Consider the following 15,869-nt stretch of genomic DNA (forward strand, 5'->3'; position numbering starts at 1 on the left):
GGCGGGCCGGGGCTGTTGCCGAATGCGGCAGTTCCGGCCCGTTTGCTTTAACGCCGTTTTCAATGGCATCCGCCCCTTCCCCGAAATATTCAAATGGTATTCTGTCGGCAAAGGACGCTATGATCGGGGCATTTACAGCACTGGCCTCTCAATTTCCGCCGCCGGAATCAGCCCGTGAAGACGGATTGCTGTGTCTTGGAGGCGATCTGCGGCCAGAACGTCTGGTCGCGGCCTACAGCCGTGGAATTTTCCCCTGGTATTCCAAGGGAATGCCCATTCTCTGGTGGTCGCCGGATCCCCGCTGCGTCATGCCTCTTGAGGCCTTTCGCCTGCCTGCGCGCAGCGCCCGCAAGCTGCGCCTGCATCCTTTTGAACTGACCCACAACGCCGCCTTCAAGCAGGTTATCCGCGCTTGCGCAGCGCCAAAGGACAAGGAGGGCGGCACCTGGATTATTGACGACATGATGCGCGCTTACGAAGACCTGCACGCCCTTGGCTATGCCCATTCCATTGAGGCCTGGCGTGATGGCGAGCTGGTGGGCGGTCTGTACGGCGTGGCGTTGGGGCGGGCTTTTTTTGGCGAATCCATGTTCCACACTCAGGCCGAGGCCTCGCGCGCCGCGCTGGCAGGGCTTGTGGCCCTGCTGCGCCAGCGCGGAGCAACCTTGCTTGACTGCCAGCAGGAAACGCCGCACATCATGCGCATGGGCGGCGTAATGCTGCCGCGTGTGATTTTTCAGGCCGAGCTTGAGCGCGCCCTTGCCATGCAAACGCAAACAGGCGCTGCGCAAAGTTGCGCAACGCCTGAAATGGTTGAAAGCGGCCTGCCGTTTCCGTGGCTGCCCTGGGGCGTCGTCTACAGCTATTCCCCGGATGGCTTCTGGGCGGCCAGATCGTAAAAACCGTAGGCCGGGAAGGGCAGCGGGTAGTCGCGCACCGCGTCAAAGCGGATGAAGCCCGTGGTCTTGCCTTCGCCAATGCCTGCCAGCGGCGCAACGCCCATGGGCACGGGCAGATCAAGCGGGCAGACCGTGATTTTTTCAATCTGGTCGGCATAGCGCTTTTCAAGGTATTCAACCAGCGCGTGGCTTTCTTCTGCGGTGAAGGATTCAAGCACGCAGCGCAGGGCGGCTTCTTCCGTAGCGCCTTGCAGCACTTCTGCCGGAACGGAAGGGTCAGCCGGGGCCACAAGGCCAAGACCCTTGATGGCTTCCACTTCGGCATCAGTCGCGCCGGGGCGGAAAATCTGCACGTCCAGATGGCGGCAGCCCTTGAAGGTGCTGAGAGTTGCGGCCACAATGAAAACCCGGTCGATGGGCAGATCTATCTGTGAAGGTACGAAGATTTTTTCCATGGCAATTCCCGTTCGTTATTGATGTAATCCTGTCCTCTTACTCCAAAACATAATATTATGGAAGATAATCCGGTCATCCCATTCAGCCTTGAAACGGCATACACGCCCACGGGCGACCAGCCCACGGCCATTAACGCTCTTGTGGACAATCTTCAGGCCGGGGTTCCCTCCCAGGTTTTGCTGGGCGTTACCGGCTCCGGCAAAACCTTTACCATGGCCAACGTCATTGCCCGCTGCAACCGCCCGGCCCTGGTTCTCGCCCCCAACAAAACGCTGGCAGCCCAGCTTTACGGCGAGTTCCGGGGGCTGTTTCCGCGCAATGCCGTGGAATATTTTGTCAGCTATTACGACTATTACCAGCCGGAGGCCTATGTTCCGGCCTCGGACACCTATATTGAAAAAGATTCGTCCATCAACGACAACATCGACAAGCTGCGCCATGCCGCCACTCACGCCCTGTTGACCCGGCGCGATGTAATCATTGTGGCTTCGGTTTCGTGCATTTACGGCCTTGGCTCGCCGGAATATTACGCCAAGATGGTCATTCCCGTTGAGGTGGGGCAGCACTTCCCCATGGACAAGCTCATCACCCGGCTGGTGGAAGTGCACTACGAGCGCAATGATTACGACTTCCACCGCGGCACCTTCCGCGTGCGCGGCGATGCTCTTGAAATCATTCCCGCCTACCATCACGAGCGGGCGCTGCGGCTGGAATTTTTTGGCGACGATATCGACCTCATGCGCGAGATTGATCCCCTCACGGGCGAGGTGCTGGCCGAAGTAAGCAAAACAGTGCTGTACCCTGCCAGCCACTTTGTTTCAGCGCAGGACAACCTCAAGCGGGCTGCCAGCGACATACGCGATGAACTGGCGGTGCGGCTTACGTATTTCAAGGAGCACGGGCAACTTGTAGAGGCCCAGCGCATTGAGCAGCGCACCCAGCTTGACCTCGAAATGATTGAAGAACTCGGCTACTGCAACGGTATTGAAAACTACACCCGCCACCTCGATGGCCGCAAGCCGGGCGAGCCGCCGTCCTGTCTGCTCAACTATTTCCCTGAAGATTTTCTGCTTTTTGTGGACGAATCCCACATCACCATTCCGCAGGTGGGCGGCATGTACAAGGGCGACCGCTCGCGCAAGCAGACCCTTGTGGACTACGGCTTTCGCCTGCCCTCGGCGCTTGATAACCGCCCCCTCCAGTTCAACGAGTTCACCAACCTGCTCAATCAGGTGGTTTACGTGTCGGCCACGCCCAGCAAGTACGAGCTGGATCAGGCGCAGGGCATTGTGGCGGAGCAGATCATCCGCCCCACGGGCCTTGTGGATCCTGTTGTGGAAGTACGCCCCACCAAGGGCCAGATGGAAAATCTGCTGGGCGAATGCCGGGGCAAGGTGACGCTGGGCGAGAGGGTGCTTGTCACCACCCTTACCAAACGCATGGCGGAAGACCTCACCGAATACTGCTGCAACATGGGCGTGCGGGCGCGCTACCTGCATTCGGACATTGATACGCTTGAGCGCATGCAGATCATCCGCGCACTGCGGCTGGGGGAATTTGACGTACTGGTGGGCATCAACCTGCTGCGCGAGGGGCTGGACATACCCGAAGTGTCGCTTGTGTGCATTCTGGATGCGGACAAGGAGGGCTTTTTGCGCTCCACAGGTTCGCTTATCCAGACATTTGGCCGCGCCGCGCGCAACGCGCAGGGCAAGGTGATATTGTATGCGGACAAGATCACCGATTCCATGCGCGCCGCCATGGGCGAAACCGAGCGCCGCCGCGCCAGGCAGTCGGCCTACAATGAAGAGCACGGTATCACGCCCACCAGCACCCGCAAATCGCTTGAATCGCCACTGGATAGCCTGTATGTGGAGGATGGCGGTGGACGCGGGCGCGGCAAGGGCAAGGGCAAACAGCGCGAGCCAGACGCAGTGCCGCTGACTGCCGAGGATGTTGCCGTTCTTGTTGCCAAGCTTGAAAAGGAAATGCGTCAGGCTGCCCGCGATCTGGAATTTGAACAGGCCGCAGAGCTGCGCGACCGTATCCGCATTTTGCGGGCCAGGCTTATCGCCATGCCCGAATAGACAGGGGCGCTTGCCCCTGTGAGCAGTGCCGCCGCAAAGCCCGTAAGCCAAACAAGGGCACGGCGGCTGACCATCAGAAAGGTTTTTTCATGTCGCAGAATTCACGCAATGGCAGGCAGGAGCAGAACAGCCTCTTTGCCACTGGCCCCGCTGGCGACCCCAGCAGCGAGGAACGCAACCGCGCCCGCTGGCTGGCCGCCGAACTGGAGCGCCACAATTATCTGTACCACACGCAGGATGCGCCGGAAATTTCGGACGACCAGTTTGACGCGCTGTTTCATGAGCTGGCAGCGCTGGAAGACCGCTGGCCTGAGCTGCGCTCTGCCCATTCTCCCACCTTGCGCGTGGGCGGCAAGCTGCTGGACGGCCTTGCCAAAAAAGCCCACAGCCGCCAGATGTACGGTCTGGACAACGTCTTTTCTGTCGAAGAGTGGCGCGATTTTGTGGAGCGTATGCGCCGCGCATGGGATATGGACCTCAACGGCCCTCTGCCGCAAGCCTTCTGGTGTGATCCCAAGCTTGACGGCCTCGCGCTGGAAATCATCTATGCGAATGGCGTGTTGCAGGAGGCCCTGACGCGCGGCGATGGAGAAGTGGGCGAAGTTGTTACCGAGGCCGTGCGCACCATCCGCACCGTGCCCTTGCGCCTCAGGGGCGAGGGGCCGTTTCCCGCACGGCTTGAAGTGCGCGGCGAAGTGGTGATGTATAAAAAGGATTTTGACGCCCTCAACGCCCGGCAGGAATCGCTGGGGCAAAAGACCTTTGCCAATCCGCGCAATGCGGCAGCAGGAACTCTGCGCCAGCTTGATATTTCGGTTACGGAATCGCGCCCCCTGCGTTTTCTGGCCTACAGCCTCGGTGATGCGCAGTGGGCCCCGGCGCAGTCGTGCCGCCTGCATTCGGAGCTGATGGCCCGTCTGAAGGAATACGGTTTTCTTACGCCGCCAAACGGCAAGCTCTGCGCGACCCCTCAGGATGTAGAAGAATATGTGAACTGGGTGCGCGAGAACAGGCCGGAATTTGCCATGGAAATCGACGGCGCGGTGGCAAAGCAGAACGACCTTGAAGCGCAGGAAGCGCTTGGTTTTACAGCGCGCGCGCCACGTTTTGCCGTGGCCTTCAAGTTCCCTGCCATGCAGGCGCAGACCCTGCTTGAAGGCATAGAAATTCAGGTGGGCCGCACAGGGGCGCTTACGCCAGTGGCCATGCTTGCGCCAGTGGCTGTGGGCGGGGTCATGGTTTCGCGCGCAACCCTGCACAATGAGGATGAAATCCGCGCGCGCGACGTGCGCGTGGGCGATACCGTTATTGTGCAGCGCGCGGGCGATGTTATCCCAGAGGTGGTCGGTCCGGTGCTGGATAAAAGGCCCGCGGGCGCGGAACCCTATGAGTTCCCCCGCACATGCCCGGCCTGTGGGCAGCCCGTGTACCGCGAAGAAGGCGAGGCCGCCTGGCGGTGCGAAAATCTGGCTTGCCCCGCCATTCGTCTGCGCTCCATAAGCCACTTTGTTTCCAAGGCTGGGCTTGATATTCAGGGCGTGGGGCAAAAGTGGATCGAGCAGCTTGTGACCAGCGGGCGCGTACAGTCGCCAGCCGATCTGTTCAGCCTCACCGTGCAGGAATTGCTGGGCTTTGAGCGCATGGGCGAGGTGTTGGCGCAAAAGTTTGTGGATTCGCTGGAAAACGCCCGCCACACTGCAACCCTGCAAAGGCTCATCAGCGCCCTTGGCATCCGCCACGTGGGCGAGCAGACGGCCCGCACCCTTGCGGCGCGCTTTGCCGATCTGGACGAACTGGAAAACGCCACCGTGGAAAGCCTGCTGGCCCTGCCCGATGTGGGGCCGGAAGTGGCTTCGTCCATACGCAACTTCTTTGACAGCCCTGCCAACCGCGAGCAGCTTGCGCGTCTCAAGGAGAAGGGGCCGTGGCCCAAGGGAGCGGATTCGGCGCAGGGCGCGCAAACCCTTGCCGAAGGGCCGCTGGCTGGCAAAACCATTCTTTTTACGGGCACCATCAGCGTGCCGCGCGGCACGGCGCAAAAGTGGGCCGAGGCCGCCGGGGCTGTTCCCCTTGGTGCTGTCAGCAAAAAACTGGACTATCTGGTGGCGGGCGAAAAGGCGGGCAGCAAGCTGGACAAGGCGCGCTCCCTTGGCGTAACCGTGCTGGATGAAACGGAATTCAGAAACCTGTTGCGTGAATCCGGCATTGAGCCGGAATAACGGAAACGGAGAAGCTATGAGCACTTCTATTATTGTGGTCGGGGCCAGCGGGCGCATGGGCAAAACCATCAGCGGGCTTGTGGAAGCCGACCCGCAGTTCACCCTTGCGGGGCTGGTGGACAGCCCGGAGCGCATAGCCGCTCTTGCGGGCGCTGCCTGCCCTGTTTCTGACAGTCTGGCTGCCCTCTTGCCCAAGCTTCCCGGGGCTGTGGTCATTGACTTCACCGCGCCTGCGGTGAGCCTGCAATCTGCCAAGGCCGTTGCGCAGACCGGCAATGCCCTTGTGATCGGCACCACGGGCTTTACCGATGAAGAAAAGGACGAACTGCGCGCCCTTGCCGCCAAGGCTCCCATTTTCTGGGCCTCGAACATGAGCATCGGCGTGAATGTGCTGCTCAACATCTTGCCCCAGCTCACCAGGGCTCTGGGCGAGGATTACGATATTGAAATGGTGGAGCTGCACCACAACCGCAAAAAGGACAGCCCCAGCGGCACGGCCCTGACCCTTGGCGAATGCCTTGCCGAGGCCCGCGACTGGAAGCTCAACGATGTGCGCTGCTCCAGCCGTGACGGCATCATCGGCGCCCGCCCCAAGGAGCAGATCGGCATTCAGGCTATACGCGGCGGCGATGTGGTGGGCGTACATACCGTGTATTTCATGGGTCCCGGTGAGCGTATTGAAGTGACCCACCAGGCCCACTCGCGCGAGAATTTTGCGCGCGGCGCTGTCCGCGCCGCAGGCTGGATGGCAGGGCAGAAGCCCGGCAAGCTTTACAGCATGCAGGACGTGATCAAGGATATTTAGTATTGCTTTGCAGGCTGTTTTGTCTGGATGAGGTTTCAGTTTTGAATATCTCTTGTACAGACCAAAGCAAGGTGTTTTAAAGCAGGCCCGTTTTCGTTCAGTGGCAACACATTAGGTGCTGTATTGAACGAAGGCGGGTCTGATCTGCTTTTATTGTTTACCGGCCTGTGAAGATGGGCAGAGCGCGAAAAAAGCCCCTGAACGGTTTGCCGTTCAGGGGCTTTGAGTTTGTTGCAGTGTAGGGAAGGCGCTTACTCCCGCCCCAGCGTCCGCGTCAGCTAGGAAACCATCTGCGCAATGAGCTTTTTGAGTTCCTGCGCCTGCTTTGCCAGTTCCGTTACCGCGTTGGCAGATTGGGACATGGCGGAGGACGTCTCTGCGCTGATGGTGTTGATCTGCTCCACCGCCCGGTTGATCTCGTCGCTGGTGGCCGACTGTTCTTCTGCGGCGGCGGCAATGGAATGCGCCTGATCCGCAGCCTGATCCACCAGCACCACAATTTCTGAGAGCGCCTCGCCGGAGGTTCCGGCAAGCTCGGTGGTCTGCTCAATGGTGTCTACAGTCTGGTTGACCTGATCAATGTTCTGCGTGGTGCCGTTCTGTATGCCCTGAATGGCAGAACCAACCTCGCGGGTTGCCTGCATGGTCTTTTCCGCCAGTTTGCGCACCTCATCGGCCACAACGGCAAATCCGCGTCCGGCTTCGCCCGCGCGCGCCGCTTCGATGGCCGCGTTAAGGGCCAGCAGGTTAGTCTGATCTGCAATGTCTGAAATCACTGTCATGATCTGGCCGATACTCTGGGCTTGATCGCCCAACGAGGCCATGCCGGTTTTGAGGCCCAGAGCCTGCGTGTGCAGCTGGTTGATGCCCTGCACCACCTTGTTGACTACTTCTGCGCCGTGCTCTGCCTTGCGCTTGGCATTGATGGTAGTGTCTGAAGCGCCGCCCGCATTGCGTGCAACTTCAAGTACAGAGGCATTCATCTGCTCCATCGCGGTGGCGGTTTCAGAAACACGCTGCGTTTGCTGATCCGCGCCACGGCTGGCCTGTTCCACCTGGGTGGAAAGCTCTTCGGTAGCGGTGGAAAGCCTGTCGGCAATGGCATTGGCGTTCTGCGCCACCTGGGCAACGGCATCACGCTGCTGCTCGATGGTGGCCTGTTGCTTTTTGATTTCCGTCAGGTCAAACACAAGTGTTACTGCACCAACAATGTTGCCGTCCAGATCGCGGATCAGCGAGGCATCAATGCGCAGATTTTTGTGCTGGCCGTCTGCAAAGGTCATTGCTGCTTCAATGCCATGTGCGTTCACTCCCTCGCTCAGACATTTATGGCAGATGGTACGCTTGTTGGCATCCCCGTAGAAAAATTCAGCCGCTCCCATGCCCTTATAGTCTTCGGGCTTGCCGCTCTTGCCCACAAGCTTGACCATGGCGTCATTCACATAGGTAATGCACACATCTGTATCTGCCACAAGGGTGGGGAAGGTGATGCCCTGCAATACGCCGTCAGCAAAACCCAGACGGTTTTTGAGTACTGCGGTCGTTTCTTTAAAATTGCCTGCAAGTTCAGCAAGTTCAAAGCCATAATTGCCCGTGAGCGTGGCCTTGAAATCGCCGTGCGCAATCTGCGCGCTGTAGTCCATGATGTTCTTCAGCGGGGTGGTAATGATCCGGCGAACCATAAATATGATGCTGCCCAGCAATACAACGAAAATACCGATGGCAACGAGAATAAGAATGTTGCGTTGCTCAATGGCGTCTTTTGCAAGATCGTCTGTAAATGCGGAGGTGCAGACAAGCCAGCCTGTTCTTTCAATGGTTTGAAAAACAATCACCTTTTCCTTACCCTGAAACTCATAATCAAAAGAGCCGTTCTTGATTTTGAGCGCCTTGACTACAAATTCCAGCTTGCTGACATCGCTCATGTGAGTATCAGCCTTGGGGTGGGCGATAACGCGACCGTTTGCATCAATAATAAATGCATAACCATGGTCTGCAACTGTTATGTTAAAAACATGGCTTTTAATATATTCAAGCCAGTTCATGGTCACGCATACTGCGCCAATGGGCTTGCCTGTGCCGCTAAAAACCGGGGTGGCAATGGCAAAAATTTCTTTTTTTGTGGTTTTTGCAATAACGATGTTGGGGTCAATGGCATCCTTGCCCTGCATGGCAGTTTTGAAATATCCCCTCTCACTGTAGTTATTGCCAATAAAATTCTCTCCACTGGAGGATGCGCCGGAAACAGCAACGCCCTGCGCATTTAGGACAAAGATGGAATTGATTCCCTTGTATTCTTTGATAAGGGCTTTGATAAGGGTGTCCATTTCGGCGCTGTCACCTTCGATGGCTTTTTTAGCCTGACCGCTCTGCGCCGGAACCTTGATCATGCTCATGTTGGCGTCAATCATGTCATTGACGTTGGCAATGAGGCTGTTGTTTATGATCTTCATGCCGCCAACAGATGTATTGTTGACAATGTGGTATGAAGATTTGCCAACGTAAACAACAAAAATGGAAACGCCGATAAGCAGAATGACGCTTATCAGTGCAGCTATAACAGTATTTACGCTCTTGAATGACAGGCGCAGCATGGTACCCTCCAGTGAACTCATGATGCCATTGTTATTATAATGTGATGATAACGTATGTTAAAAAAATTAGCATTCCGTTAACACTTCACATCTCTCCCAAATATTTTCACTTTTACTAGTCAAAAAAATCGTCAAATCCAATATAAACTTTATATCATTTGTAATAATATTTTATGGAAAATGCAGTATTGCAGTATGTATTCATGCGATTATTTGAGTTGAATATTTTATACAAGGCAAAATGCCGCTTATATCATCACCTGCTGAGTCTGAATACAGCGCCAAGTATGAGCGCGCCGCCTGCAAAAATGCCCAAACCGGGAGCATCGTTAAAGAGCAGCCACGCAGCAATTATGGCGTAAACAGGCTCAAGCGTGATGATAACAGCTGCCTGGCGGGCCTTGAGGGCTGTGAGGCTGCTTACGTAAAGGCTGTAGGCGAGGGCGGTGCATAAAAGGCCCAGGCAGATTATCCACAGCCAGTCCAGCGCGGCGATGCCCGGCACATCCGCTGCTGCAAAGGGCAGAAGGCAGATGATTATTACCGTATTTTGCCACCAGCAGGTTTGCATGCCCGACATACCCCCGGCAAAGTGCCGGTTTGCTATGGCCACCAGGCCGTAGACCGCAGCGGAAACAATGCCCCAAAGCAGGCCGTGGGTTGCAGTATCAGCCAGCGAAAACGAGGGCGTCAGGCACACAAGCCCAATGCTTACCATGCCAATGCACTGCAATTCACGGGTGCTTGGGCGCTCGCGGTAGGCTATGGCTTCAAACAGGGCCGTAAAGGCGGGAAAACACGCAAAGCCGAGCGTGCCCACCGCAATGCCGCCCAGTTTTATCCCCATAAAAAATGTGACAAAATGGAGGGCCAGCAGAATGCCGCTTACGGCAAGGCCTGTCAGGTCGCGTGCCGCGATTCCATGCCAGGGCGGATCACGCCGGATAAGGCAGATGCAGCCAAGGGTGGCCACTGCAACCACGGCCCTGCCCCAGACAAGATCAACGGCGGAGCACTGGCACAATTTGCCAAAAATGCCAGAGATACCAAACAGAACCGTGGCTGCGTGCATGCGGATCAGAGCTGCGCGCACGGCGCTTTGCTGCATTGCGTCCTTGTTGGGTGCTGTGGTAGATTGTAATTGTGGGGTCGCAGCCTGTCTGGCATTCTGCATGCAAGCTCCTTTATTCTGTCTGTGCGCTATGGATACCTTCAAGGGCTGCGCGCGGCAAGCAGGGCTAGGCAAGGGGGCATGCACCTGGCATATTTGCCATGCCCGCATCCTGATCTGTGGTAAGCCCGGACAATGTTTCTGGAAAAAAGTCTAGATTTTATCTTGAAATTCACGAGCAGGTAGTGTAGCGCAAAAAGAAAACATAGCGTAACACGATGCTTGGCGAACTTGCGCCAGGCCGCACGCAACATCGGGGGCATCATGCCGCAGGTCGCAGCACGTATTAACGACGATCAGGAACGCTGGCTCAAAGACTACTTCCGCACAAAGAGCGCGGGGGCGGAGTTTATCCTTCCCTGGGCGGTGGACACGTTTTTTCGGGCAATCACGGGCATCAAGCATATCTTTAGTGCTGCGGAGCTGAAAACCATTGTGGAAGCCCACAAGGATATGAAGCTCATGCCCGACCATACGCGGCTTTCGTATCTTTTGCTGCGCGTTACGGATGCCTGCGACATCAACGGTGTACATCTGCGCCATGGAGCCAGCAAATCCAGCCTTGAGGCCAAGATCAAAAGTCTGGACGACACGCAGGCCACAGCCCTGATGGTATGGGCCTCTGCTTTTTGGGTCAGCCGCAACTGTTCTGCGGAAAATATGGACGAGTACATCAAGGCGTATTGATTTTTTTGCGCCGTCTGCTTAGGTTCACACCGCTTTTGCGGCCCGGAGCGTAGCGACCAAACCGGAGCCGCGCCCGGTGAGGCTTGCGGTGCGCTTCATAGTTGTTGCATGCCGTGCTCATGCGTCCGCCGCTACCGGGTGGCGCGAGGGGTTGCCCTGTGCTGGCAACTCCTGCGGTGCGGGCAACTGCCGGATTCGGCATCATTCATGGTCGCCTGTGCGACCTTTTTTTTAGGCGCGACCAATCGCGCAAGAGAGTTTGTCATGCTGCAAATACTGCGGGCAAAACTGCATTGCATTCGTGTTACCGGGTGCGAACTGAACTACCACGGCTCGGTGACGCTTGACCCGGAGCAGTGCCGCGAGGCGGGCATCTACCCGCTGGAATTTGTGTATATCTGGAACAAGAGCAACGGACAGCGCATTTCCACCTACGTCATCTACGGCGAGCCGGGTTCGCGTTGCTGCATACTTAATGGTGCGGCGGCCCGGGCCTGCCAGCGTGGGGATGAAGTCATCATCAGCGCTTACGAATACGTGAACGGCCCACAGGATCTGTACAGCCGCAAACCCGTGGTGCTGACCTTTAACGAGGACAACAGCATTCATGAGCGCCTGCGCTATGTGGTGGATGGGGAAGAAGATGGCGACTTTGGCTTTCATGTGGAAACCGAATAGCCGCAGGCTCCGGCAGAACTCGCAGGACGCTCTTGCGGCGCGCATGAAAGCGCGTGATCATTCGTTGGTGATAATAAGGTACAAATCGCCTTGCCACGGCCCCACACGCTTGCCCAGCCCGCGCAACCGAATGGGTTTGCCCACGGCAAAATCCGGCGGCAGGGTGATCTCGACAGTTTTCAGCTCGCCAGAAAGGGCCTGGCGTATTTGCAGACGGATGCGCTTGCCGGGCGCAAGGTTTGCTGACGGCAGGGCAAGGGTTTGTTCTTCATCAATCTGACGGCGCAGCCAGCCTTTGACCATGCCGGTAACGCCCTTGCTGTGGTCTTTGTTCCACTTGGGCGTGCCCCAGGCCAGATTGCTCTTGTGCAGTTTTACATTGCGCTTTTCTACCGTGGGTTTTTCCTTGGGCTGACCCAAAGTGGATCCTTCCTTTTGGTAAGGCGCTTCCTGCTGGGGGGGCGTTTCTTCCTGATGCTGGCGGTTCAGTTCGCTGTAAATGTCTTCAAAAACACGACGGGCAAAGGGATCTGTCAGCAGGTCGCGCAGCACGTCATGCTCTGAATAGCCGTTCTGCGCGTTTTTTTGGTCTGCAGTTTTGTTTTTTTGCTGCTCTTGATTCTGCTCTTTTTGGGCTTTCCCGGTCTCGTCTGCAGCCTGTGCCCCGGCAGCGGCGTCAGCCGGGCCAGAGCTGTCTTCTTTTGCGTCAGAGCCAGCTTGCTGCCCGTTGCTGCCTTGAGAGCCATTTTCAGCCTGGGTCTTCTGCTCGGCCCTGTCGTCAGCGGGTTCTTCCTTTGCGGCCCGTGTCTTGCTCTCTGCCTGCGCAGCCCTGCTGGCCTCTGTTGAAGCCCGCACGCCGTCCTCATGCTTGAGTATGGCAGAAAGGGCCACATAGGCCTCGTTGAGCAGCTGAAATTCGCGGCTGGCATCCGGGTTGCCGGGGTTGAGGTCGGGGTGCAACTCAAAAGCGCGACGCCGGTAGGCCCGCTTGAGGTCAGCCGTATCGGCGTCCTTTTTAAGCTTGAGAATGTCGTAGCATTCTTTCAACGATATCTGGCGAGGGCGGCGTCGCATGATTACTTCAGGATAAGCGCATTGGCTTCACAGGTGGCATCGGAAGCAAGCAGGCCGTTTTCGCGCAGATAGTCGCGGCCTTCGCGCGCAAAATCCGCATGCAGCGCGCCAGTTTCGATGCCGGGGCAGAAGTCCTTGGCCATGGCAAGGCTGGCCGGGTCTTCGATGTTGCCGCGAAAAAAGGGCCATGCGCGGCAGATTGAAGGCTTGCCCTCGTGCACGCCGCAGCCGCTGCCCTGGCGAAAAAATACACAGTAGCCGTCTTCGCCACAGCGAATTTTGAGCTTTCCGCCAATGCGTTCGCAATAGCTGCCTGCCACTGCTTCCGGTGCTTGCTGCATGTGCGCTGCCAGCCGGATCAGGTCTGTGGGGCTTACGACAATGCCGCCTCTTCCTTCGCAGCAGTGGCCGCACATGCGGCAGTTGAAAACAGATTCTCCGTGAGCGGCAGACATGGGCTATAATCCTTGGCCTTAAAAAGTGAGCGAGGGGCGCATGAGGCGCTCGTGTTCCACCATGATGCAGGAATCTTCAACCACTGTCATGCCTGTAGGGGCTAACAGCTGACGTGCCTCGATCGAGCGTATGCCAAGCTGCATCCAGAAAACTTTTGGTTTCCAGGGCAGATCCAGTACTTCCTGCGCGTGGGCGGGGCAGTATTCCGGCGCGCGAAACAGATTGACGATATCCACTGGCTCGGGCAGCTCCGCAAGGCAGGTTGCCGCAGGCAGCCCCCATACGGTTTTGCGCACAGGATGGACAGGAAAAATCCTGTACCCCTGCTCCAGCAGATAGCGCCCGACCCTGTCCACGGCCTGTCCGGCTTTGTCCTTGGCGCCGATAATGGCGATGCTGCGTGATTCGCCAAACATGGCGCGCATCAGTCTGTCGTCAAGCATAGTACATCCATGCCGCAAGAGGGCGGATTATCAGCGGGCAGCCCTTTGGGTTGCTCCCGTTAGTATATCTGTAATCAGTTTTAATAGACGGCAATGGCAAAATGCGCAAGTTCCCATCTCCGGTTTGGCAGAATCTTTTACCGAGGCAACGCTAACACCTTGCCTAATTTGGCAATTAAAAGGAGGCAGGGCAAGCCCCGCCTCCCTTGACGCAGCAATTGTGGAATGCGCTATACAGCCTTGGGCGAAGGGCTGGTTTCCTTGCCGGATTCGCGCAAAGGGCCGGAAAAGAGCGGGGTTATTGCCAGAAGTTTATCTGTTTTGCCAAAGAGGTACACCACATCGTCGGCTTCAAACAGGTCATTAGCTTCGGGCGAGGCCTGGGTCACGCCGTTACGCAGAATGGCAATGGCCGTTACGCCGTACTTGCGGCGCATCTGGCTTTGGGCAAGGCTGATGCCGCAAAGGGGCGAGGCGGCGGCAAGGCGCATGGCCTGAACGCCCATCTCCGGCAGGCGGCTGACCATGGAATCAAGCGAGTTTACCGATGCGCTCATGCGGCGGATCATGCGGTAATTCTCTTGCCGGATACGCGCGGCAAAGGTGTCTATATCCTGCCGGGGAACCAGATAGCGCGTCAGCACGCGGCTGAAAACCTCAATGGAGGTTTCAAATTCTTCCGCGATCACTTCGTTCGCGCCAAGCGCGCGCAGGGGGGCCACCTCGCTTACAAAGCGGGTGCGCGCAATGATGTGCAGGTTGGGGTTGAAACGGCGGGCTTCAATAACAATGGAGCGCACCGCCGCCGGGTCGGAAATGACGATGGCGAGCACACGCGCCTTGGTGACGCCCAGATGCTCCAGCACAATGGGCTGCGAGGCATCGCCGTGCGAAATGGGTTCCTTGTGCCGATAGCGGGTAACGGTTTCAGGATTCATTTCAAGGATTGTGTAGCACACGCCGGATTCGCGGGCCACATGGGCCAGATGTTTGCCGCTGATGCCAAAGCCCACAATAATCAGGTGGTCATCCATGGCGCAGGCGCCTTCGTGGTCTTCGGCCTTGGCGAGCATCCTTTCGTTGCGCTTGCCCGCAACCTTGTCGGCAATACGCGGGGCCACAGCCATAAGGCCGGGGGTCAGCATCATGGTGAGCACGCTTACGTCAAGGAATGTCTGGTAGGCGTTCATGTCGAACAACCCGGCCGCCAGACCCGATGCCGCCAGAACAAAGGCAAATTCGCCCACCTGCGCGAGAGAAAGGGAGGTGATGATGGCTGCGCGCAGGGGATAGCCCTGCACCAGCACCGAAGGCAGGGTGAGCAGGGATTTTATGACGATGAACAGCACCGTCAGAACAATGATGGCGACAAAATGCTCTAAAAAAAACTCCAGATTCAGCATCATGCCCACCGAGATGAAAAACAGGCTCATGAAAACGTCACGGTAGGGCAGAATACCCGAAATAACGCTCATGCTGTATTCTGAACGGGCGAGCATCAAACCGGCCAAAAAGGCCCCGAGCGAGAGCGAAAGGCCCAGATGGTTGGTCAGCATGGCCATGCCGAGGCACAGGCCAAGGGTGGAGAGCAGCAGTATTTCCCTCGTGCGGGTGCGCACCACGGCTTCCATAAGCCTGTTGAGGCCAAAGCGGGCAAACAGCAGCACGCCGCCCAGTACCACCACCACGCGCAGGGTGGAGAACACCGCGCCCTGGAGCGAAAGTTCAAGCGTGCCCGCGAGCAGGGGCACCGCCAGCAGCATGGGTGCTACCATAATGTCCTGAAAAACAAGAATGGCGAGGGAAAGGCGGCCCGTGGGCGTGTTGGTGGCCCCGCGCTCCTGCAAAATGCGCAGTACGATGGCCGAGGACGAAAGCGCCACCAGACAACCCCAGAAAAGGCCTTTCTGGTAGGTGGCGTCGCGCAGCAGCATGGCAATGCCTGCCACGGCAAGAACCGTCAGGCCGATTTGCAGGCTGCCGCCCAGAAAAACGGGCCGTTTCAGCCGGTTGAGGGCCTCGCCGGAAAGTTCCATGCCTATTGTGAACAGCAGCATGGCAACGCCGAGTTCTGCAATATGGTCAATGGCCTGCATATCCTTGACGATACCCAGCAGGGAAGGGCCGCACAAAACGCCTGTAAGCAGAAAGCCCACGGTGGCGGGCAGTTTTATTCTGTTGCAGACGATGGTGACGAATATTGAAAGAAGAAAAATAATGACGATTTCATAGAGCAAAGGAACTTCCATGCAGCCTCCTGCGGCAATCTAGCACTGCGACCATATACAGCGCAAGACGCG

Annotated in this window: 13 protein-coding genes; 6 read left to right on the forward strand and 7 right to left on the reverse strand. The window is 57.4% G+C overall.

Annotated elements, in window-relative coordinates:
• Nucleotides 1-119: 119 nt before the first annotated feature.
• Entirely contained in the window at nt 120-899 is a 780-nt protein-coding gene (aat, locus tag G449_RS0110330) for a leucyl/phenylalanyl-tRNA--protein transferase (RefSeq protein ID WP_022659237.1), read from the forward strand.
• Here aat and G449_RS0110335 read toward each other — a convergent pair.
• The gene (locus G449_RS0110335) at nt 863-1,354 is read right to left on the reverse strand and encodes a hypothetical protein (protein ID WP_022659238.1); all 492 of its coding nucleotides are present in this window, start codon (nt 1,352-1,354) and stop codon (nt 863-865) included. The genes aat and G449_RS0110335 overlap by 37 nt on opposite strands.
• Before the next feature lie 57 nt (nt 1,355-1,411).
• Between G449_RS0110335 and uvrB the strand changes: the two genes are divergently transcribed.
• From uvrB to dapB, 3 genes are all read left to right on the forward strand, one after another.
• A complete protein-coding gene (uvrB, locus tag G449_RS0110340; protein ID WP_022659239.1) occupies nt 1,412-3,442 on the forward strand; it encodes an excinuclease ABC subunit UvrB in 2,031 nt (676 codons plus the stop codon).
• Nucleotides 3,443-3,531: 89 nt separating this feature from the next.
• Nucleotides 3,532-5,661, forward strand: coding sequence for an NAD-dependent DNA ligase LigA (gene ligA, locus G449_RS0110345; RefSeq protein ID WP_022659240.1), 2,130 nt, complete (start codon nt 3,532-3,534; stop codon nt 5,659-5,661).
• 16 nt (nt 5,662-5,677) lie between these two features.
• Entirely contained in the window at nt 5,678-6,466 is a 789-nt protein-coding gene (gene dapB, locus G449_RS0110350) for a 4-hydroxy-tetrahydrodipicolinate reductase (protein ID WP_022659241.1), read from the forward strand.
• Between the two features lie 278 nt (nt 6,467-6,744).
• Here dapB and G449_RS0110355 read toward each other — a convergent pair whose 3' ends face one another.
• Together G449_RS0110355 and G449_RS0110360 are read right to left on the reverse strand one after the other, a co-directional pair.
• Complete coding sequence (locus G449_RS0110355) at nt 6,745-9,060, reverse strand: methyl-accepting chemotaxis protein (RefSeq protein ID WP_022659242.1); 2,316 nt, start codon at nt 9,058-9,060, stop codon at nt 6,745-6,747.
• A 256-nt stretch (nt 9,061-9,316) separates the two neighbouring features.
• On the reverse strand, nt 9,317-10,234 hold the full coding sequence (locus G449_RS0110360; RefSeq protein WP_081640537.1) for a DMT family transporter: 918 nt from the start codon (nt 10,232-10,234) through the stop codon (nt 9,317-9,319).
• Nucleotides 10,235-10,495: 261 nt separating this feature from the next.
• On the opposite strand from G449_RS0110360, the gene G449_RS0110365 reads away from it, so the two are divergent.
• A complete protein-coding gene (locus G449_RS0110365) occupies nt 10,496-10,918 on the forward strand; it encodes a hypothetical protein (RefSeq protein WP_027180902.1) in 423 nt (140 codons plus the stop codon).
• Between the two features lie 264 nt (nt 10,919-11,182).
• Nucleotides 11,183-11,596, forward strand: a complete 414-nt coding sequence (panD, locus tag G449_RS0110370; RefSeq protein WP_022659245.1) for an aspartate 1-decarboxylase — start codon at nt 11,183-11,185, stop codon at nt 11,594-11,596.
• Nucleotides 11,597-11,653: 57 nt separating this feature from the next.
• Here the strand turns inward: panD and G449_RS0110375 are convergent, their stop codons facing one another.
• The 4 genes from G449_RS0110375 to G449_RS0110390 form a co-directional block, all read right to left on the reverse strand.
• The gene (locus G449_RS0110375; RefSeq protein WP_022659246.1) at nt 11,654-12,670 is read right to left on the reverse strand and encodes a J domain-containing protein; all 1,017 of its coding nucleotides are present in this window, start codon (nt 12,668-12,670) and stop codon (nt 11,654-11,656) included.
• A 2-nt stretch (nt 12,671-12,672) separates the two neighbouring features.
• Nucleotides 12,673-13,125, reverse strand: a complete 453-nt coding sequence (locus G449_RS0110380; RefSeq protein ID WP_022659247.1) for a YkgJ family cysteine cluster protein — start codon at nt 13,123-13,125, stop codon at nt 12,673-12,675.
• Nucleotides 13,126-13,143: 18 nt separating this feature from the next.
• Entirely contained in the window at nt 13,144-13,569 is a 426-nt protein-coding gene (locus tag G449_RS0110385; RefSeq protein WP_022659248.1) for a CoA-binding protein, read from the reverse strand.
• Nucleotides 13,570-13,799: 230 nt separating this feature from the next.
• Nucleotides 13,800-15,818, reverse strand: coding sequence for a monovalent cation:proton antiporter family protein (locus G449_RS0110390; RefSeq protein ID WP_022659249.1), 2,019 nt, complete (start codon nt 15,816-15,818; stop codon nt 13,800-13,802).
• Nucleotides 15,819-15,869: the final 51 nt, after the last annotated feature.

The organism is Desulfovibrio desulfuricans DSM 642, from assembly GCF_000420465.1.
Taxonomy (GTDB): domain Bacteria; phylum Desulfobacterota; class Desulfovibrionia; order Desulfovibrionales; family Desulfovibrionaceae; genus Desulfovibrio; species Desulfovibrio desulfuricans.

What these genes read in the sequence shown, in the direction of transcription:
- aat (WP_022659237.1), top strand. Translation starts at nt 120, where the DNA reads ATGATCGGGGCATTTACAGCACTGGCCTCTCAATTTCCGCCGCCGGAA.
- G449_RS0110335 (WP_022659238.1), bottom strand. Translation starts at nt 1,354, where the DNA reads ATGGAAAAAATCTTCGTACCTTCACAGATAGATCTGCCCATCGACCGG.
- uvrB (WP_022659239.1), top strand. Translation starts at nt 1,412, where the DNA reads ATGGAAGATAATCCGGTCATCCCATTCAGCCTTGAAACGGCATACACG.
- ligA (WP_022659240.1), top strand. Translation starts at nt 3,532, where the DNA reads ATGTCGCAGAATTCACGCAATGGCAGGCAGGAGCAGAACAGCCTCTTT.
- dapB (WP_022659241.1), top strand. Translation starts at nt 5,678, where the DNA reads ATGAGCACTTCTATTATTGTGGTCGGGGCCAGCGGGCGCATGGGCAAA.
- G449_RS0110355 (WP_022659242.1), bottom strand. Translation starts at nt 9,060, where the DNA reads ATGCTGCGCCTGTCATTCAAGAGCGTAAATACTGTTATAGCTGCACTG.
- G449_RS0110360 (WP_081640537.1), bottom strand. Translation starts at nt 10,234, where the DNA reads ATGCAGAATGCCAGACAGGCTGCGACCCCACAATTACAATCTACCACA.
- G449_RS0110365 (WP_027180902.1), top strand. Translation starts at nt 10,496, where the DNA reads ATGCCGCAGGTCGCAGCACGTATTAACGACGATCAGGAACGCTGGCTC.
- panD (WP_022659245.1), top strand. Translation starts at nt 11,183, where the DNA reads ATGCTGCAAATACTGCGGGCAAAACTGCATTGCATTCGTGTTACCGGG.
- G449_RS0110375 (WP_022659246.1), bottom strand. Translation starts at nt 12,670, where the DNA reads ATGCGACGCCGCCCTCGCCAGATATCGTTGAAAGAATGCTACGACATT.
- G449_RS0110380 (WP_022659247.1), bottom strand. Translation starts at nt 13,125, where the DNA reads ATGTCTGCCGCTCACGGAGAATCTGTTTTCAACTGCCGCATGTGCGGC.
- G449_RS0110385 (WP_022659248.1), bottom strand. Translation starts at nt 13,569, where the DNA reads ATGCTTGACGACAGACTGATGCGCGCCATGTTTGGCGAATCACGCAGC.
- G449_RS0110390 (WP_022659249.1), bottom strand. Translation starts at nt 15,818, where the DNA reads ATGGAAGTTCCTTTGCTCTATGAAATCGTCATTATTTTTCTTCTTTCA.